Below are 19,527 nucleotides of genomic sequence, written 5' to 3'. Positions count from 1 at the left end.
GTATGTGTGTAGGATTATCAGCAAAAGTAGTAAAGATCAGTGACGGAACCGCAGTGGTAGACGCAGGCGGCGCAAAGAGAGAAGTTTCCGCCCAGCTTCTGGGAGATCTGGAGCCGGGAGATTATGTGATGGTACATGCTGGTGTTGCCATTGCAAAGATCACTGACGATGACGAGGAAGAGACAGACCAGCTGATGGAGGAACTGCTGTGATGGAAGAGAAGAAAAAAACAGCAAGAGAGATCATAGAAGGATATCAGGGGCCGCCGGTGCGGATCATGGAAGTCTGCGGAACCCATACTCACGAGATTTTCCGTCTGGGGATCCGCAAGCTTCTGCCACCGCAGGTGGAGCTGATTTCAGGCCCGGGCTGCCCGGTCTGTGTAACACCGGTAGGCTTTATTGACGAGGCCGTTTATCTTGCTCTGGAAAAACAGGCGACTATCTGTACCTTCGGTGATCTTGTCCGTGTACCAGGGACAAAGAAAAGCCTTGCAGATGCCAGGGCAGAAGGTGCCAGGATACGCATCGTCTATTCACCGGCAGATGCGGAAAAATATGCGAAAGAACATCCGGAGGAACAGGTGGTATTCCTTTCCGTTGGTTTTGAGACCACCACACCTGCAGGATGCCTTTCTGTAAAAAAAGCCAGAGAGGACGGCCTTTTAAACTATTCCCTTCTCGTGGCGAACAAGACCATGCCGCAGGCTTATCAGGCATTAAAAGGCAGCGCGGATGTGTTCCTTTACCCTGGCCATGTCAATGCCATCACAGGAACGGCGCTCTGTGAACATCTGGCAGAGGAAGGTGTCAGTGGTGTGGTGGCAGGATTTACAGCGAAGGAGCTGCTTACCGCACTGGCAGTTGCACTGGTACGTTTCCAGGAGGGAAAGCCGTTCTTTGTAAACTGTTATCCGCGCGTGGTAAAAAGCGAAGGAAGCCCGGAGGCACAGACACTGATCGAGGAACTGATGGAACCCTGCGATTCCGAATGGCGTGGACTGGGTGTGATCCCGGGATCCGGCCTGGTGCTCCGGAAAGAATGGGAAGCTTTTGATGCCAGAAAAAAATATGCGGTGCCGCCGATCAAAGGCAAACCAAATCCTGCCTGTCGCTGTGGCGATGTGCTTCAGGGAAAATGTAAACCGTCGGACTGCAAGGTGTTCGGAAAAGTCTGTACCCCGCAGCATCCGGTAGGAGCCTGCATGGTATCTAATGAAGGAGCCTGTTCCGCATATTTTATGTATGGAAATTAACTGTCCGGTTTAATGGACTGTAATTAACAGAAAGAAGATGAATATTATGGATAATAAAACAGTAACCATGGCACACGGTGCCGGAGGCCGCCAGACCTCAGAACTGATTGATGAAGTATTTAAAGCACATTTTGCAAACCCGGATCTCACAGCTGATGATGCGGCAGTGCTGGTTCCGCCGACAGGAAAAATGGCGGTATCCACCGATGGATTTATCGTTTCTCCGGCGTTTTTCCCGGGAGGAAATATCGGTAAGCTTTCTATCTGTGGAACGGTCAATGACCTTGCCTGTATGGGAGCGAAACCGATGTATCTCACCTGCGCTTTTGTGATCGAAGAAGGTTTTCCCATGGAGAAGCTGGAAGAAATCGCCGCAGCCATGGAAAAAACAGCGAAAGAAGTCGGTGTGCGTATTGTTTCCGGCGATACCAAGGTAGCAGGAAAAGGCCAGGTTGACGGCGTGTTCATCACAACAACCGGAATGGGCGAGATCCAGGATGGCGTGAAGGTAGGCGGCGAGCTGGCAAAACCGGGAGATGCCATCATTGTGACCGGTGATGTGGGAAGACATGGATGCACCATTCTTCTGGCAAGAGAGGATTTTGGCATTGACGCAGATGTGACAAGCGACTGTGCGCCACTGTGGGGAACTGTAAAAGAAGTGATGGATGCAACTCATAACATTCATGTGATCCGTGATGCCACAAGAGGCGGTGTGGGAACGGTTCTTTATGAGATTGCAGGACAGAGCAATGTGGGGATCCGTCTGGATGCACCATCGGTTCCGGTAGCGCCGGAAGTAAAAGGCGTCTGCGGCATGCTTGGACTGGAGCCGCTTTATCTGGCATGTGAGGGCCGTATGGTCATCATGGCACCGAAGGAAGAGGCGGAAAAGATCGTGGAAGCACTGCGTAAATGTCCGTACTCCAAAGACGCTGCCATTATCGGCGAAGTGACCGAAGACCAGCCAGGAAAAGTTGTCATGACTACGGAAATTGGAACTCAGGCATTACTTCCGCAGCCAGGCGGGGAACTTTTGCCGAGAATCTGCTGACAGCAATGAATCATACCGGAAAGGAGAGTCTGACGTTATGGATACAAGAGTGGCACTGATCTCGATCATTGTGGAAAACAATGACGTGATCGATGACATCAACCGTTTTCTTCACGAAGCGGGAAAATATATTATCGGGAGAATGGGAATCCCCTACCGGGAAAAAGGAATCAACATTATCAGCATTGCCATTGATGCGCCACAGGATGTGATCAGCTCCTTATCCGGAAAGATCGGCCGTCTCAAGGGAGTTTCCGCAAAAACGGCATATTCCAATGTGATCACAAAAGCGGAGGACAGAAAATGATAAGAGTTGCGGTATACGGAAAGGGCGGCATCGGAAAATCCACCACAGTTTCCAATGTGGCAGCCGCCCTTGCGGAAAAAGGAATGAAAGTGATGCAGATTGGCTGTGATCCCAAGGCGGATTCCACCATTCTTCTCCGGCATGGGAAAAAAGTCCCCACAGTGCTGGATCTTTACAACGAAAAGCGCCAGGACCTGAAACTTGCAGATATGGTGCAGATCGGATACGGGGGTGTAGTCTGTGTAGAAGCCGGCGGCCCTACACCTGGACTTGGATGTGCGGGAAGAGGTATTATCACTGCGCTGGAAAAACTGAAAGAAACCGGAGCCTATGAGACCTATAAACCGGACATTGTTCTCTACGATGTACTGGGAGATGTTGTCTGCGGCGGTTTTTCCATGCCCATGCGAAAAGGGTATGCAGATAAAGTATTTATCATCACTTCCGGGGAAAACATGGCCATCCATGCAGGAGCGAACATTGCCATGGCGGTGGAAAACTTCAGAAACAGAGGCTACGCATCTCTGGGAGGTCTGATCCTGAACCGGCGGAATGTGCCAAGAGAAGAAGAAAAAGTCCGGGAGCTGGCAGAGGATTTTCACACCCAGGTAGTAGGAACTCTTTCCAGAAGTAACCTGGTGCTGGAGGCAGAGGAACAGGGAAAAACGCTTCTGGAAGCTTACCCGGAAAGTGAGATGGCAGGAGAATACCGGGCACTGGCAGAGCAGATCCTGAATGCATGCAGGGAGGATGGCACATGTTAAAAAGAGTTGGCGATCGGGAGTTTCCGGGAAAAACAGAAGTATTTATAAAAGAAGCTTCTTTTCCGGTGCCCTTTCAGCCGGGGCTGGAATTTAATTCCCCGGCCCACGGAAACTGGAATATCGTACATACGGGAATGCTGGTCCCGGAAGCACAGCAGATCTATGTCTGTGCGGACAATTGCATGCGTGGTGTTGTTCTGACTGCGGCGGAAATGAATGCGGCAGACCGTTTTTCCTTTGTGATCGTGGAGGAAAAAGATCTTCTTGGAGGGAACCTGGAGGATGTGACCATCGAAGGGGTAACGGACGTTCTGAACCGCCTGGATAAGAAACCAAAAGCAGTGCTGCTTTTTACGGTATGTCTTCACCATTTTCTGGGAAGCGATCTGGACCGGATCTACGGAGAATTGGAAAAAAGATTTCCGGAGATCTTTTTTATGCGGTGTTTCATGGATCCTATCATGCAGAAAACAGGCCCCACGCCAGATCAGAAACTGCGCTTGGCCATGTATGATGCCGTGCCGGAGAGAGAGGCAGATCCTCGCTGTGTCACAGTTCTGGGCAGTGACTTTGCGCTGGATGAAGGTGCGGATATCTGTCGGCTCCTGAAGAAAAACGGAATCCGCCTCCGTGAAACACCGGCCTGTGAAACCTGGGAAGATTATCAGAAACTGGGAGAAGGAAGCCTGATCCTGAACTGTTATCCGGCTGGAAAATTCGGGACAGAAAAGCAGGCCAGGAGACTTGGAAGACCGTTTTTGTATCTGCCGGGAAGTTTTGATTATGAGGAGATACAGGAACAGGAAGAGAAGCTGCTGGGAATGTTGGAACAGCAAAACAACAGGAAAACAGGGGAAATCAAGGGCCTGGATATCGAAAAAGAGATCCGGGAATGTGAGGAGGTTCTTTCCCATGCACACCAGATTATCGGTGACACGCCCATAGCTGTGGATTATCTTTTTCATCCAAGGCCACTGGGACTTACAAAGCTTCTCCTTACTCATGAATTTCAGGTACAGTCCGTTTTTCTGGACAGTATCAGCCCGGAAGAAAAAGAGGTATTTTTCTGGCTGAAGGAGAATTATCCGGAGTTGAAACTAATCTCCACCGTCCGTCCGGAGATGCGGGTGCGTACGCGGAAGCAGCCTGGAAAAATCCTTGCCATCGGGCAGAAAGCAGCCTGGTTTACCGGAAGCCGGAATTTTGTCAATATGGTACAGGGCGGCGGGCTCTGGGGATTCGACGGAATCAGACATACCGCGCAGCTGATGGTGGAAGCATTTCATGAAGAAAAAGATCCGGAAGATCTGATCGTTCGAAAAGGATGGGGGTGCGAAAGCTGCATATGAGACAGGCATATCGAATTATACCGATTTATACGGCAGACGTGTCCGGTGTCTGTTCCGCTTTGTATGAGCTTGGAGGAATGACGGTGATGCATGATCCTTCTGGCTGTAATTCTACCTATAATACCCACGATGAGATCCGTTGGTATGACCAGGACAGCCTGATTTTTATCTCAGGCCTTACGGATATCGATGCGATCATGGGAAATGATGAGAAATTTCTCCGGGATATCGAAGATGTGGCGGAGGAACTGAAACCGAAATTTATTGCTCTTGCAAGTTCCCCGATTCCCTTTATGAACGGAACAGATTTTCCTGGACTTGCCCGTGCACTTACGGCCGAGACAGGGATTCCGGCGTTTTCGGTTCCAACCAGTGGTATGCATGATTATGTGTATGGAGCAGGGCTGGCACTCTCTGAGATTGCCAGACATTTTACCGGCGCTGCAGAGAAGAGAAAACGGAAATTAAATCTTCTTGGAGTAACACCCCTGGATTTTGGCCCCCAGCCGATGGTAGATGCCATGAAAAGACGTCTGGAAAAATATGGGTGGGAGATCCTTTCCACCTGGGCTATGGGCGATACGCTGGAAGATCTGTCCCATGCCGGTGAGGCGGAGGTAAACCTTGTGGTATCTTCCGTGGGAATCCCGGCTGCCAATGTTCTGAGAGAGAAATTCGGGACACCATTTCTTGTGGGAACTCCGGTGGAAGGCTATGAGGGAGAGATTTCGGACGCACTTGAGAAGGCAGCGGAGAGCCCTTGCGAAGCGTTTGAGGATAAAAAAGAAAACTCCGCGGAAAAAAGTGGAGCGCAGATTTCCGGTGAACAGGAAGAGTTGTGGAAAGTAACTCCGGATCAGGTGATCTATCTGAGAAAAAAAGACAGCCCATTGTCAGGATTTATCCCCACTCCGGACATCACCCTCATCGGTGAACCGGTTACCATGGTCTCTCTGGCAGCTGTCATAGAGCAGAAATATAGAAAAAAAGTTCAGCTTCTCTGCCCTCTGGAGATCACAGAGGGACTCCTCCGCCAGGAAGATGAAGTCATCCGCGGTGAAGAAGCCATGGAAGAAAAACTGAAAACTGCCAGAATCATCGTGGCAGATCCCCTCTACCGCCCAATCTGCCCGGAAAGTGCCACTTTTTATGAGATGCCGCATATTGCATTCTCCGGAAGAATCTATCTCAAAAATTTGTATAATTTCAGAAAAACCACATAAACTATAAGAAACCGGAAAGGCGTTGCAGAAATATGCAGCGCCTTTTTATGGCGGTAAAACTGGTGAACGGATCTTATATGGAGGGATTTTTATGTGGGGATTTCTGTCGGCGCTGATCTCGGGCGCACTGATGAGCATTCAGGGAGTATTTAACACAAATGTAACAAAACAGACAAGTCTGTGGGTTTCCACCGGATGGGTGCAGTTTTCCGCATTTCTGGTCTGTGTGGCTGCATGGCTTTTTACAGGTAGGGAAAGTATCGGTGCACTGTGGCAGGTGGAGAATAAATATACGCTGCTTGGAGGCGTGATCGGTGCGTTCATTACCATTACCGTGATCCAGAGTATGGGCAGTTTGGGGCCAGCGCGGTCAGTTATGCTCATTGTGATCTCCCAGCTTGCAGTGGCTTATCTCATAGAACTGATGGGACTTTTTGGAGTGGAAAGAGCGGATTTTCAGTGGAGAAAGCTGTTTGGAATGCTGATCTGCATTGCAGGCGTGGTCATTTTCAAATGGAAATAGAAATAAAAGTATTGTAATATTTGTAATACTTCGTTAAAATAAGGTATGGTTTTGTATGAGTAACGGGGCACCTGCCATCACATCGGCAAAAAGGAGTGAACCCCTGACCCATGAAAATAAAATCACATATCAGAAGTGTTCAGCTTATTTTTTCCATATTTATGTTTCTGATCTTTGCAGGACTGACAGGTTGTAAGGATGATGGAACAGAATTTCTGGAAAAAGAACTGGTGCAGGAAGAAAGTACAGAAACATCCGGAGTGGATTTGGAACAAGAAGATCCTACGGACGCGGAAAGTGGAGTATCTGAGAAGAAGTCTGAGGAGAAGCAAGTGGATACAGTACAGGAAACGGCAGCTGCGAAACAGCAGCCGGAGATCTCAGAGATTCCAGAAACGATCTACGTAGACATCTGCGGAGCAGTAACCAGCCCCGGAGTCTATGAACTTCCATACGGCAGCCGTGTTTTTCAGGCTATTGAGAAAGCCGGTGGATATCTTCCGGAAGCTGCGGCAAGTTATCTCAACCGTGCGAAGGGACTTTCTGACGGACAGCAGATCTATGTGCCTACCCAGGCGGAAGTGGACAGCCAGATGATTCAAGTTACTGAGGATGGACAGGAAGCCACATCAGAAACTGCCCCCGGGAATAACAACGAAGAGGGATCTGCCGGAGAAAATACCGGTACAGACCAGAAAATCAATCTGAACACCGCTGATGTATCCCAGCTTACCACTCTCACAGGTGTAGGGGAGTCCAAAGCCCTGGCGATCATCGCTTACAGGGAAGAGAACGGCCCTTTTACTTCCATAGAAGACATTATGAACGTGCCTGGTATCAAGGAAGGAACCTATGAGAAGATAAAGGATAAAATAGCAATAAAGTAAGGAGCGTTAAATGAGCAGGAAAGTATTGGTAGTAGATGATGAGAAACTGATTGTCAAGGGACTTCGTTTCAGTCTGGAGCAGGATGGAATGGAAGTGGACTGTGCCTATGACGGAGAGGAAGCTCTGGAAAAAGCCAAGGCAGGAGAGTATGATATAATTCTTCTGGACCTGATGCTTCCGAAGATGGATGGTCTTGAGGTATGCCAGCAGATCCGTGAATTTTCCAATGTCCCGATTATCATGCTTACAGCAAAAGGTGAGGATATGGATAAGATTCTGGGCCTGGAATACGGAGCAGACGATTACGTGACCAAACCGTTTAATATTCTGGAAGTCAAGGCCCGTATCAAGGCGATCATCCGCCGTGCAGGCAGCAACCAGAACAAACAGGAGAAAGCCAAGACCGTAGAAGTCGGAGAACTGAAGCTGGACTGCGAAGGACGCCGTGTATTTATTTCCGGAAAGGAAATCAATCTTACAGCCAAGGAGTTTGATGTACTGGAACTTCTGGTATTCAATCCGAACAAGGTATACAGCAGAGAAAATCTTCTGAACATCGTATGGGGATATGAATATCCGGGAGATGTCCGTACAGTAGATGTACATATCCGTCGTTTAAGAGAAAAGATTGAGGCCAATCCCAGTGAGCCGAAATACGTACACACCAAATGGGGTGTGGGCTACTATTTCCAGGCATAAACCATGAAGATCAAAAAAAGCGGCAAGTTTTTTAAAAGTCTCCGCTTTCGTATTCTGATCATCCTGATCATACTGGGAATCGTACCAAGTGTCATTGTAACGGAAATGGTCATTGCCAACTATGAAGACCGTGCCATTGCCAACCGTGTGCAGAGCATGGAAAATATCTGTGACATCATGTGCGACCTGCTTATCAAAGAGAATTATCTGAATGACTCCAGCTCGCAGGCAGTAAACAGCAAGCTGGAGTTGTTGTCTAATATCTATGGGGGAAGAATTCTCATTGTAGACAGGGATTTCAGGATTATTAAGGATACCTATGGCGTGGACGAGGGAAAAACCCTGGTATCCCAGAAAGTAGTAAACTGTTTTAAAGGGGAAGATGCCTACCGATATGATTCCGACAGTCAGAAACTGATCCTGGCTGTTCCGGTAAAAAGTCCGGAAGTGACTCAGGTACAGGGCGCCATGATGATCATGGCTTCTTCCAGTGAAGTAACGTCAACCATTCGGGAACTGGAACAGAAGGGAATTCTGATCATTGGAATTATTGTGGTTCTGGCCATATTCCTGGGATATATCCTTTCCACAGTTCTGGTGAAACCTTTTGCCAGAGTAACAAAAGCCATCGAAGATCTGACAGACGGATATCAGAATGAAGAAATCTCCGTTCCGGATTATACAGAGACAGCGCTGATTACGGATGCATTTAATAAGATGCTTTCCAGAATGAAAACCCTGGATGAATCCAGACAGGAATTTGTATCCAATGTGTCTCATGAGCTGAAAACACCGATGACTTCCATGAAAGTTCTGGCAGACTCTCTTGTAGGACAGCAGGGGGTTCCGGAGGAACTGTATCAGGAATTCCTTTCGGATATTACAGAAGAGATTGACAGAGAGAACAAGATTATCACAGATCTGCTCTCCCTTGTGAAAATGGACAAAAAGGCAGCAGATATGAATATTACCAATATGAATATCAATGAATTGCTGGAAAATATCCTGAAACGTCTGCGGCCGATTGCAGATCAGAGAAGTATTTCCCTGATCCTGGATTCTTTCCGTCCAGTCAATGCAGATGTGGACGAAGTGAAGTTTACGCTTGCCATCAGCAATCTGGTAGAGAATGGAATTAAATATAATGTAGATGAAGGATGGGTCCGTGTAACACTGGATGCGGATCATAAAGATTTCTTTGTAACTGTTGAAGATTCCGGCCTTGGAATTCCTGAAGAATCCATAGAAAGGATTTTTGAGCGTTTTTACCGTGTGGACAAATCTCATTCCAGGGAAATTGGAGGAACCGGTCTCGGACTTGCCATTACCAGAAGTTCCATAGCCATGCATCACGGAATTATCAAAGTATCCAGCAAAGAAGGAGAGGGAACCACATTTACCGTGAAGATTCCTCTGTCCTATATTCCGTCCTAGGAGGTACAGCATGAAAAAAACGATAAAGATTATCTGCGTGACTGCTGCCTGTATCTTTCTTGGGCTGATTGCCTATATCGGTTTTGCGGGAAGAAAAGAGAAAAATGCAGAACAGCAGTACAGCTTTTACTATATCAACAGTGAAGAAACAAAACTGAAAGAAGAAAAATATACACCGGAAAAAGAAACTGCGGAAGTAATGCTCAGGGATTTTTCGGAGAGCCTGAACAACCGTGAAACAAGGGAAAACGGAATTTCACTGTTTCCGGAAGGGGTAAAAATTTCTTCCTATTCTATTAAGGATGGGATTCTGCGACTGGAATTTAACGATGCCTACAGTAAGATGTCCCGCACAAGGGAACTTCTGGTCCGTACCGGTGTGGTGAAGATTTTCATCCAGATTCCGGGAATTGATTCTGTGGAAATCTATGTGGGAAAAAAGCCTCTCACGAATTCCAAAGGAGAAGAAGTCGGAGCCATGAACAGTGATACTTTTGTGGAGTTTTCCGGATCTGACGGGGACGTCTACAGCTATGACACTTTTACCCTGTATTTTACAAATAAGAACGGTGACAAGCTGGTAGAAGAACAGAGAAGTGTCCGTTACAGGCGGAATCTTCCAAAGGCAACCGTAGTACTGGAACAGCTGGCAAGGGGACCTCTGGAAAAAGATCATTATCCCACCATTCCGGAGAATTCTGAGGTACTTTCTCTCACAAAAGCCAACGGAATCTGCTATGTAGATTACAATTCTGTATTTCAGGACTATGCGTTAAATGTTTCCGAACAGATTCCGATTTATTCTGTTGTAAATACACTGATTGCGGCAACGGATGTGGATAAAGTGGAGATTTCCATTGAGGGAAACAAAGAAGTGACATTTGGCCAGAATATGCAGCTTTATAAGTTCTATGAATGGAATGACAGCCTGCTGGCCAGCGCAAAAGCAAAAAAAGAACAGAACTGATCTTAACAGAATATCTATATAAACGGGAGAACATGTATGACAAAACGGCCATTATGTTTTCTGTGTTTTCTCATGGTGCTTGGTTTAGGTATTATGAATTTTGCGGGGATTCCTCTTCTTGGGGGGAATCCCCTTCCTGTAACCGTACAGGACTGGATCGAAGCACATCCTGGCTCTGTGATCTGCGGGGAGGTGGAGCAGTATGAAAATACAGAATTCTCCCAGTCTGTTTATCTGAAAAAAACATATCTGATTTATCAGTCAAAAAAATTTTCCATTGAAAATGTAAGAGTATTTCTGAAAAAAGAAGAAGACCTGAAACCGGGAATGAAAATTCTGGTAAAAGGAACCTTAAAAAGAGTGGAGGAACCCTCAAATCCCGGTGGCTTTGACAGTCAGCATTATTATGCATGCCGTCATATCTATTATTTTATGAAGAACGCTGTGGTCCGTAAGAAAACAGAATCCTATTCCAGATACAGACAGCTGCTTTTGCATGTGAAAGAAAAATGCAGGCAGATTCTTACGGCGGCGGCAGGAGAAGACGCACCACTTTTCTGCGCTATGGTGCTTGGGGACAAACAGGATCTGGATCCGGAAATGCGGATGCGATATCAGCTGGCCGGGATTGTACATATTCTTGCCATCAGCGGGCTTCACATCAGCATTCTGGGAATGGGGCTTTATAACCTTCTGAAAAAAATCGGTCTTGGAATCTGGTCTGCGGGAATTTTTTCGCTGGGGGTAATGCTGCAGTACGGGATCATGACCGGAGGGAGTATTTCCACCATGCGGGCGGTGACCATGTTTCTCATTGCCATGGGCGCCAGGATCACTGGACGGATTTATGACATGATGACTGCGCTTTCGGTAACAGCCATGATGATTCTTCTGGAATCCCCGGCGTATCTTCTGGACAGCGGTTTTCTTCTGTCCTTTGGCTGTGTTCTTGGGATCGGTGTTGCAGCGGAAAAAATCTGTGCTCTTGCAGGTGCGGAGAAAAAATGGACGAAGGCACTGGTAAGTTCCATGGCCCTTCAGCTGGTGACACTGCCCGTGATGTTGAAATTTTTTGGAGAAGTATCCCTTGCCGGATTTTTTCTGAATCTTCTGGTGCTTCCCAGCGTGGGCTTTGTGTTGACAGGAGGAATGGCGGCACTGTTGCTTGGGATTTTCTGTATTCCTGCTGCAAAACTGGCAATTTTGCCGGCAAGAGGATTGCTGCTTTTTTATGAATATCTCTGCAGCCTTGCAGGAAAATTAAGGTGGAGCACCTGGATCGGAGGGGAACCGGAAATCTGGCAGATTCTGGTGTATTATGTAATTTTAATTACAGTCCTGTTTATAGGACAGTATGTAAAAATACAGATTCGGAAGGAAAAAGAGAGCAGCCAGAGAAAGGAAAGATCCGGAGAACAGGAAAAGGCTGTTCGTTGGAAACTGTGCACCTTGCGTATGGCAGCAGGCGCTTTACTGACAGCAGGGATCCTGGTACTGGGATTTCATCCATCGGGAAAACTGAAGGTGACCTGCCTGGATGTGGGGCAGGGAGATGGCATCCTTGTGGAGACTCCGGATAATCACCATTTTCTTATTGACGGAGGAAGCAGCAGCCAGTCGGACCTTGGAAGATACTGCCTTCTGCCGGCTCTGAAAAGTCAGGGGATTTCTTATCTGGACGGGCTTTTTATTTCCCATACAGACAAGGATCATATCAGCGGGGCGAAGGAACTTCTGGAATATATGGGAAATGGCCTCACAACCATCCGGGCAGGATATCTGGTGCTTCCTTCATGGGCGGAAAAGCCGGAGGCCTGGGAGGAACTCTCGGATGCGGCACAAAAAGCCGGAATAAAAGTTGTGACAGGAAAAAAGGGAGATGAGCTGCATTGTGGTCTGGTATCTTTTTCCATCTTGTGGCCGGAGAAAAACGCCACAGGAAAAGATGTGAATGAGGAGGCAATGGTGATGGAACTCTCGTTTGGAGAATTTCAGATGCTTTTTACCGGGGATATCGGAGCAGACACGGAGAAAAAGCTTCTGGCATCCGGGAATCTTACCGATGTGGACTGCCTGAAAGTGGGACATCATGGTTCCCGTTATTCTACCACGGAAGCGTTTCTTGAAAAAATAAAGCCGGAACTGGCGATCATTTCCTGTTCTTCCACCAACACTTACGGGCATCCGTCGCCGGAAACCGTAGAGCGTCTGGAAGCGGCCGGAAGCCAGGTGGAATATACCATGAAAAACGGTGCCATTACTGTGGAAACCGATGGAAAAAAGCTTAAGATATACAGGTTTCGGAAGGACTGAAAAATTTTTTCAAAAACCGGAAAAAACAGGTGACTTTTGCAAACACCTGTTGTAGAATAGACAGGGTTTGTGCGAAAACGAAACATTGAAAACAGGCAACACAAGATAAGGAGTTTTTATTTATGAAATATGACGTACTGATCGTAGGAGCAGGTCCTGGAGGAATTTTTGCGGCCTATGAGCTGATGAATAATGATCCGGAGAAAAAGATCGCGGTTTTTGAAGCTGGCCATCCTCTGGAAAAAAGAAAATGTCCCATTGACGGAAAGAAAGTAAAATCCTGTATCCACTGCAAAACATGTGCGATCATGAAAGGATTTGGCGGTGCAGGCGCTTTCTCCGATGGAAAATATAATATCACCAATCAGTTTGGCGGAACTCTGTATCAGCATATCGGCAAGGATACAGCCACAGAACTGATGGAATATGTAGATAAACTGAATCTGATGCATGGTGGAGAGGGAACCAAGCTTTATTCCACCACAAACAGTGAGATCCGTAAGCTCTGTCTTCAGAACGGCCTGCATCTTCTGGATGCATCTGTCCGCCACCTGGGAACGGATATCAACTATGTAGTACTTCAGAATCTCTATGAAAAGATGAAAGCCCATGTAGATTTCTATTTTGACGCGTCCGTTGACAAAGTGGAGAAAACAGAAGACGGCTATGCAGTTGTTGTAGGTGATGAGCGTTACGAGGGAACTTACTGCATCATCTCCGCGGGACGAAGCGGAAGTAAATGGATGGAGACTGTATGTACAGATCTTAAGATCCCCACACTTTCCAACCGTGTGGATATCGGTGTCCGTGTGGAGCTTCCGGCAGAGGTGTTCAGCCGTCTGACAGATGAGCTTTACGAGAGCAAGATCGTTTACAGAACCGAGAAGTTTGAGGATATGGTCCGTACTTTCTGTATGAACCCGAGAGGTGTTGTTGTTAATGAGAACACCAACGGAATCATCACAGTAAACGGCCACAGCTATGAAGATCCTGCAAAACACACCAACAATACAAACTTCGCCCTTCTGGTATCCAAACATTTCTCAGAGCCGTTCCATGACAGCAACGGATACGGTGAGAGCATCGCAAGACTTTCCAATATGCTTGGCGGTGGTGTTATGGTACAGCGTTTCGGAGATCTGATCCGCGGAAGACGAAGCACAAAAGCACGTATTGAGGAGAGCTTCGTAACACCGACTCTTTCCGCAACACCGGGAGACTTAAGCCTTGTTATGCCGAAGCGTATCCTGGACGGTATCATCGAGATGATCTATGCCCTGGATAAGATCGCACCGGGAACAGCAGATGACGATACTCTGCTTTATGGTGTGGAGGTTAAATTCTACAACATGGAAGTTGAGATCGATGAGAATCTGGAAACCTGCCACAAAGGACTCTTTGTTATCGGAGACTGCAGCGGTGTGACACATTCTCTTTCCCATGCATCTGCCAGCGGAATCTATGTAGCCAGATACCTGGAGCAGGAGTACTTCAATAAATAATATGATCGGCCCTTTTCTGCTGTCACAGTGATGGCGGAGAAGGGCTGCTTTTTATGTAGCAGGAAATCTCTATGCTATTGTAGGAAATCATTATGCTATAAATAAAAAACATAAATCATATAAAATCATGAAAAATATGCATGAATATTAAAATAAGTATGCTGAAAATAACTGACAGATACAGGGAGAAAACCCTGTATCGTCCGACAGCAATCTTGACAATTTTGTGATTTTGTGGTAAAAAATAGATAACCAGGTAAAATCGAATATGTACAAATGTTATAGCAATAAGGTTACATCCAGTCGGATGTGCAAAAGAGAATCCGGTGAGAATCCGGAACGATACCGTCACTGTGAACGGGGAGCTGTTTTCGAAACCACTGGGAAACCGGGAAGGGAAAGCAGCGTGGAACCAAGTCAGGAGAACTGCCTTATTGTGAGATCCAGGATTCGCGGTCTACGAATCTGTATTCTCAATAACAATACAGAACTTCTTTTTATGTGTATTGCGAGAGAATCGTGTGTGAGCAGGCGGCCGCAGAAAGCAGCCGTTTTTTTGTACATATCAGTATTCTGGAAATACATGAAAAGAGGACGATAAGAAATGAAAAGAAAAACAATGTTAGCTCTGATGCTCGCAGTTTCCATGACATGCTCTATGGGTGCAGCTACAACAGCAATGGCAGCAGATGATTCCGCTACAGAAGAGAGCGCAGATGAGAGTACTGAGGCAGCTGATACCACAGAGGCTTCTGATGAAGACCAGAAAGCAGCTGACAATGTAGCAGCTCTGATCGACAAGATCTATGTACAGGAAAGAAACGACACAACAGATGAGGACTGCAAGGCAGCCAAAGAAGCATGGGATGCTCTGACAGACGCTCAGAAAGAACTGGTAGAGGGTGAGAATGCAGATCCGGATTATTTCGGACGTGACACAGGAGATGCTTCCAAGGACGATCCGCGTAACCAGGATGAGATCGGTGAGAATGAACTTCTTGTTGTAAGCTTTGGTACTTCCTTCAATGACAGCCGTGCAGAGGATGTCAAAGGAATCGAGGATGCTCTTGCAGAAGCTTATCCGGACTGGTCTGTAAGAAGAGCATTTACAGCACAGATCATCATCAACCATGTAGAGGCAAGAGATGATGAAGTGATCGATAACATGCAGCAGGCACTTGACCGTGCAGTAGCAAACGGTGTTAAGAACCTGGTTGTACAGCCTACACATCTGATGCATGGCGCTGAGTACGATGAGATGACAGAAGCCATCAACGAGTATAAAGATAAATTTGAGTCTGTAGCTATCGCAGAGCCAATGCTTGGTGAGGTTGGAGACGATGCAACAGTGATCAACGACGACAAGAAAGCCGTTGCTCAGGCAATCACAGATGAGGCTTGCAAAGAAGCAGGATTTGACAGCATGGATGCAGCAGCTGAGGCTGGTACAGCATTCGTATTCATGGGACATGGAACATCCCATACAGCTAACATTACATACGATCAGATGCAGACACAGATGGAAAACCTTGGATTCAAGAACGCATTCATCGGTACTGTAGAGGGTAAGCCGGAAGATACAGCCTGCGACAAGGTTATCGAGAAGGTAAAAGAAGCAGGATACAAGAACGTTGTTCTTCGTCCGCTGATGGTTGTTGCCGGAGACCATGCAAACAACGATATGGCCGGTGATGATGAGGATTCCTGGAAGAGCCAGTTTGTAGCATCCGGAGACTTCGAGAATGTTGATACACAGATCGCAGGTCTTGGACGTATCGAGGCTGTTGAGCAGCTTTATGTAGATCATACAAAAGCAGCTATTGATTCTCTGGGAAGCGCTGATGAGTCCGCAGATTCTGACGCAGCAGCAGATACAGAGGCTGATTCCGCTGAGGATTCCGCAGAATAATAAATATGAAACGATCTGAGTGATCTCAGATACCTATAAGAAATCCATGTAACTGCCCGGAAAGATCAGGAAGACTGTCTTCCGGGCAGATTGCTGTATCTATGGAAGGGAGAAGATTATTATGAAAAAACGTTATGTAAACTTAATCCTTGCAATGGTAAGTGCATCAGCTATGGTGCTTGGCTCTGTGCCTGCAATGGCTACAACAGATTCCGCAAAAACCGAATCTGCCAAAAACGATTCCAAAGAGGATGCAGAAGCTTCCAATGAGAAAGAGGCAGACGCAGCCAAGACAGATACCCTGGAAGATGGTGTTTATACAGCAGAGTTTGACACAGACAGCAGTATGTTCCATGTAAATGAGGCCAATGACAAAAAAGGCAAGCTTACGGTCAAAGATGGCAAGATGACCATCCATGTAAGCCTGGTTTCCAAGAAGATCGTAAATCTGTTTGCAGGAACTGCCGAAGATGCACAGAAGGACGGCGCCGAGATCATTGAGCCTACCACAGATACAGTAAAATACAGCGATGGTTATACAGAGGAAGTTTATGGATTTGATATTCCGGTACCGGCCATTGGTGAGGAATTCGATGTGGCTCTCCTGGGAGAAAAAGGCAAATGGTACGACCATAAAGTAAGTGTCAAAGATCCTGTAAAAACTGATGACACTGCTGAAGAAGCAGCTGAGGATTCGGACAAAAAAGACGAGGCTTCCGACAAAGAGACCACAGAAAAATCAGATGCTTCCAAAGACGACAAGAAATCCGAGGGCAAAAAACTGGAAGATCTGAAACTGGAAGACGGAACCTATGAGTTCGATGTAACCCTTACCGGCGGTACAGGAAGAGCAACGGTAGAATCCCCGGCAAAAGTAGAGATCAAGGACAAAGAAGCTACAGCAACCATCATCTGGAGCAGCCCGAATTATGATTACATGATCGTGGACGGCGAAAAATATGAGCCGGTGAACAAAGACGGAAACTCCACATTTGAGATCCCGGTGACTGTTTTTGACACAGAGATGGAAGTGACTGCAGATACCGTAGCCATGAGTACTCCTCACGAGATCGACTACACCTTGAACTTTGATTCTTCAAGCATGAAAAAGGAAGAAAAATGAAAAAAATAATTTCATACATATTTCTGACGCTGACGCTTGTTCTGGGCTGCGCGTTTGCCGTGCAGGCTGCAGAGACAGAACATAAGCCTGCGGATATTCCAGGCCTCACTTTCGACCACAGCATGGAACTTTCCTATGCCAAGGAATTCAATGTGGATTACTACAACGACGGCTATGCGCTGATTACCATCGATCAGGAAGGGCAGTTTCTTGTAGTTCCCGAGGGAAAAGAAGCGCCGGAGGGACTGGACTCTGATATTGCGGTTTTAAAACAGCCGTTAAACAATATTTATCTGGTTGCAACTTCGGCCATGGATCTTTTCCGGGCCATTGACGGGATCGACAGCATCAAACTTTCCGGAACCAAGGAAGACGGATGGTATATCCAGGAAGCCAAAGACGCCATGGAGCAGAAAAAGATGATCTACGCCGGCAAGTACAGTGCCCCGGATTATGAGCTGATTTTGAACGAAGGCTGTGACCTTGCCATTGAATCCACCATGATCCATCACAATCCGGAAGTCCAGGAGAAACTGGAACAGTTCGGGATCCCTGTAATGGTGGAACGTTCCAGCTATGAAAGCCATCCCCTTGGAAGAACTGAGTGGATGAAACTTTACGCAGTCCTTCTTGGAAAAGAAGATGTGGCAGAAAAAGTATTCAAAGAGCAGACAGACAAACTGGATAACGTGCTTACAGCAGATAAAACAGATAAGACCGTAGCGTTCTTTTATATCAACTCCGTAGGCGCGGTAAATGTAAGAAAAAGCGGCGACTATGTTTCAGAGATGATCTCCCTTGCAGGTGGAAATTACGTTCCGGAGGATACGGGAGAGAGCGACAATGCCCTTTCCACCATGAATATGCAGATGGAAGAATTCTATGCCAAGGCAAAAGATGCGGATTATATCATCTACAACAGCACCATTGACGGAGAACTTCAGACCATCGATGAACTTCTTTCCAAAAGCGAACTTCTTGCGGATTTCAAGGCAGTGAAGAACGGAAATGTCTGGTGCACAGGCAAAAATCTTTTCCAGGAGACCACAGGACTTGGAACTATGATTGAGGATATCCATACCATGCTGACTACGGACGATGATTCCCTGGATAACCTGACTTATATGCATAAACTGAAATAAACGAAAATACGGCTTTACACGAATTACACCACAGAAGAGGAGTGTACCAGAAAAAATGAATGACAGAAAACGCGCGGTCCGATATGGGATCTCTTTTGTGATCCTTGCGGTACTTTTGATCTTTTTATTTATATGGAATGTAAATTCCGGAAGTATCCACCTCTCTGTGCAGGAGATCCTGAAAATCATATTCCGGCATCAGGGAGATGAAATTTCTTATAATATTGTCTGGGAGATCCGTCTTCCGAGGATTCTTTCGGTTATCATCCTCGGCGGAGCACTTTCTGTTTCTGGATTTCTGCTGCAGACCTTTTTTAACAACCCTATCGCCGGCCCCTTTGTGCTGGGAATTTCTTCCGGAGCCAAGCTGATTGTGGCTCTTCTGATGATCTTTCTTTTGAGCAGATCGGTATCCATCGGTTCCGGAGCCATGATCCTGGCTGCTTTTGCAGGTTCTATGATCTCCATGGGATTTGTGCTTCTTGTGGCAAAAAAAGTCCACAACATGTCCATGCTGGTCATCAGTGGAGTTATGATCGGCTATATCTGTTCGGCCATCACAGACTTTGTGGTAACTTTTGCAGATGATTCCAATATTGTGAATCTTCACAACTGGTCACTGGGAAGTTTCTCCGGTATGACCTGGGGGAATGTGCGGACTATGGCTGTGGTGGTATTACTTACCATGGTGATCGTATTTTTTATGTCAAAACCCATCAGTGCCTATCAGCTGGGTGAGACTTACGCACAGAATATGGGCGTCAATATCAAAGTATTCCGCATACTTTTGATCCTGCTTTCCAGTATTCTTTCTGCCTGTGTCACTGCATTTGCCGGACCGATTTCCTTCGTGGGAATTGCCGTACCTCACATTGCAAAAAGTCTCTTAAAGACTGCAAAACCGCTGCTTGTGATCCCGGCCTGTTTCCTGGGCGGTGCGGTGTTCTGCCTGTTCTGTGACCTGATCGCAAGAACCGTATTTGCACCGACGGAGCTGAGCATCAGTTCTGTGACGGCAGTTTTCGGAGCACCGGTAGTTATCTATATCATGATTCGCAGACAGCAGAGGATATAA

At 46.8% G+C, this 19,527-nt stretch carries 18 protein-coding genes and 1 riboswitch; all 18 genes read left to right on the top strand.

Annotated elements, in window-relative coordinates:
• Positions 1–2: 2 nt before the first annotated feature.
• Entirely contained in the window at positions 3–212 is a 210-nt protein-coding gene (locus tag KQI39_RS04675; RefSeq protein ID WP_022426401.1) for a HypC/HybG/HupF family hydrogenase formation chaperone, read from the top strand.
• A complete protein-coding gene (gene hypD, locus KQI39_RS04670) occupies positions 212–1,255 on the top strand; it encodes a hydrogenase formation protein HypD (RefSeq protein WP_178004366.1) in 1,044 nt (347 codons plus the stop codon). The genes KQI39_RS04675 and hypD overlap by 1 nt, the downstream gene beginning before the upstream one ends.
• A 46-nt stretch (positions 1,256–1,301) precedes the next feature.
• The gene (gene hypE, locus KQI39_RS04665; RefSeq protein WP_173772150.1) at positions 1,302–2,309 is read left to right on the top strand and encodes a hydrogenase expression/formation protein HypE; all 1,008 of its coding nucleotides are present in this window, start codon (positions 1,302–1,304) and stop codon (positions 2,307–2,309) included.
• 37 nt (positions 2,310–2,346) lie between these two features.
• Positions 2,347–2,616, top strand: a complete 270-nt coding sequence (locus KQI39_RS04660) for a TM1266 family iron-only hydrogenase system putative regulator (RefSeq protein ID WP_174096000.1) — start codon at positions 2,347–2,349, stop codon at positions 2,614–2,616.
• On the top strand, positions 2,613–3,380 hold the full coding sequence (locus tag KQI39_RS04655; protein WP_216416917.1) for a nitrogenase iron protein NifH: 768 nt from the start codon (positions 2,613–2,615) through the stop codon (positions 3,378–3,380). Before KQI39_RS04660 ends, KQI39_RS04655 begins: the two co-directional genes overlap by 4 nt.
• Positions 3,374–4,729, top strand: coding sequence for a nitrogenase component 1 (locus tag KQI39_RS04650; RefSeq protein WP_216416915.1), 1,356 nt, complete (start codon positions 3,374–3,376; stop codon positions 4,727–4,729). Before KQI39_RS04655 ends, KQI39_RS04650 begins: the two co-directional genes overlap by 7 nt.
• Positions 4,726–5,952, top strand: a complete 1,227-nt coding sequence (locus KQI39_RS04645) for a nitrogenase component 1 (protein WP_216416913.1) — start codon at positions 4,726–4,728, stop codon at positions 5,950–5,952. Before KQI39_RS04650 ends, KQI39_RS04645 begins: the two co-directional genes overlap by 4 nt.
• A gap of 91 nt (positions 5,953–6,043) precedes the next feature.
• The gene (locus tag KQI39_RS04640; protein WP_021977510.1) at positions 6,044–6,475 is read left to right on the top strand and encodes a DMT family transporter; all 432 of its coding nucleotides are present in this window, start codon (positions 6,044–6,046) and stop codon (positions 6,473–6,475) included.
• A gap of 110 nt (positions 6,476–6,585) precedes the next feature.
• The gene (locus KQI39_RS04635) at positions 6,586–7,362 is read left to right on the top strand and encodes a ComEA family DNA-binding protein (protein ID WP_216416911.1); all 777 of its coding nucleotides are present in this window, start codon (positions 6,586–6,588) and stop codon (positions 7,360–7,362) included.
• Between the two features lie 10 nt (positions 7,363–7,372).
• Positions 7,373–8,062: a response regulator transcription factor gene (locus KQI39_RS04630; protein WP_021977508.1), complete on the top strand. Its 690-nt coding sequence runs from the start codon at positions 7,373–7,375 to the stop codon at positions 8,060–8,062.
• Positions 8,063–8,065: 3 nt separating this feature from the next.
• A complete protein-coding gene (locus tag KQI39_RS04625) occupies positions 8,066–9,496 on the top strand; it encodes a sensor histidine kinase (protein WP_174095996.1) in 1,431 nt (476 codons plus the stop codon).
• A 10-nt stretch (positions 9,497–9,506) separates the two neighbouring features.
• The gene (locus KQI39_RS04620) at positions 9,507–10,463 is read left to right on the top strand and encodes a GerMN domain-containing protein (protein WP_216416909.1); all 957 of its coding nucleotides are present in this window, start codon (positions 9,507–9,509) and stop codon (positions 10,461–10,463) included.
• Positions 10,464–10,499: 36 nt separating this feature from the next.
• Positions 10,500–12,776 (top strand): DNA internalization-related competence protein ComEC/Rec2, encoded by a 2,277-nt coding sequence (locus tag KQI39_RS04615; protein WP_216416907.1) that lies wholly within the window; start codon positions 10,500–10,502, stop codon positions 12,774–12,776.
• A gap of 122 nt (positions 12,777–12,898) precedes the next feature.
• A complete protein-coding gene (locus KQI39_RS04610) occupies positions 12,899–14,278 on the top strand; it encodes an NAD(P)/FAD-dependent oxidoreductase (protein ID WP_216416905.1) in 1,380 nt (459 codons plus the stop codon).
• A gap of 273 nt (positions 14,279–14,551) precedes the next feature.
• A riboswitch (cobalamin riboswitch) is annotated at positions 14,552–14,726 on the top strand.
• Between the two features lie 156 nt (positions 14,727–14,882).
• Positions 14,883–16,187: a sirohydrochlorin cobaltochelatase gene (locus tag KQI39_RS04605; RefSeq protein ID WP_216416904.1), complete on the top strand. Its 1,305-nt coding sequence runs from the start codon at positions 14,883–14,885 to the stop codon at positions 16,185–16,187.
• Between the two features lie 121 nt (positions 16,188–16,308).
• Positions 16,309–17,310 (top strand): hypothetical protein, encoded by a 1,002-nt coding sequence (locus tag KQI39_RS04600; RefSeq protein WP_216416902.1) that lies wholly within the window; start codon positions 16,309–16,311, stop codon positions 17,308–17,310.
• Entirely contained in the window at positions 17,307–18,452 is a 1,146-nt protein-coding gene (locus KQI39_RS04595) for an ABC transporter substrate-binding protein (protein ID WP_148448441.1), read from the top strand. The genes KQI39_RS04600 and KQI39_RS04595 overlap by 4 nt, the downstream gene beginning before the upstream one ends.
• A 55-nt stretch (positions 18,453–18,507) precedes the next feature.
• Complete coding sequence (locus KQI39_RS04590) at positions 18,508–19,527, top strand: FecCD family ABC transporter permease (protein WP_216416900.1); 1,020 nt, start codon at positions 18,508–18,510, stop codon at positions 19,525–19,527.

The organism is Blautia sp. MSJ-36, assembly GCF_018917985.1.
In the GTDB taxonomy this organism is placed as follows: domain Bacteria; phylum Bacillota; class Clostridia; order Lachnospirales; family Lachnospiraceae; genus Blautia_A.
This window is presented reverse-complemented; position numbering and strand designations above follow the sequence as displayed.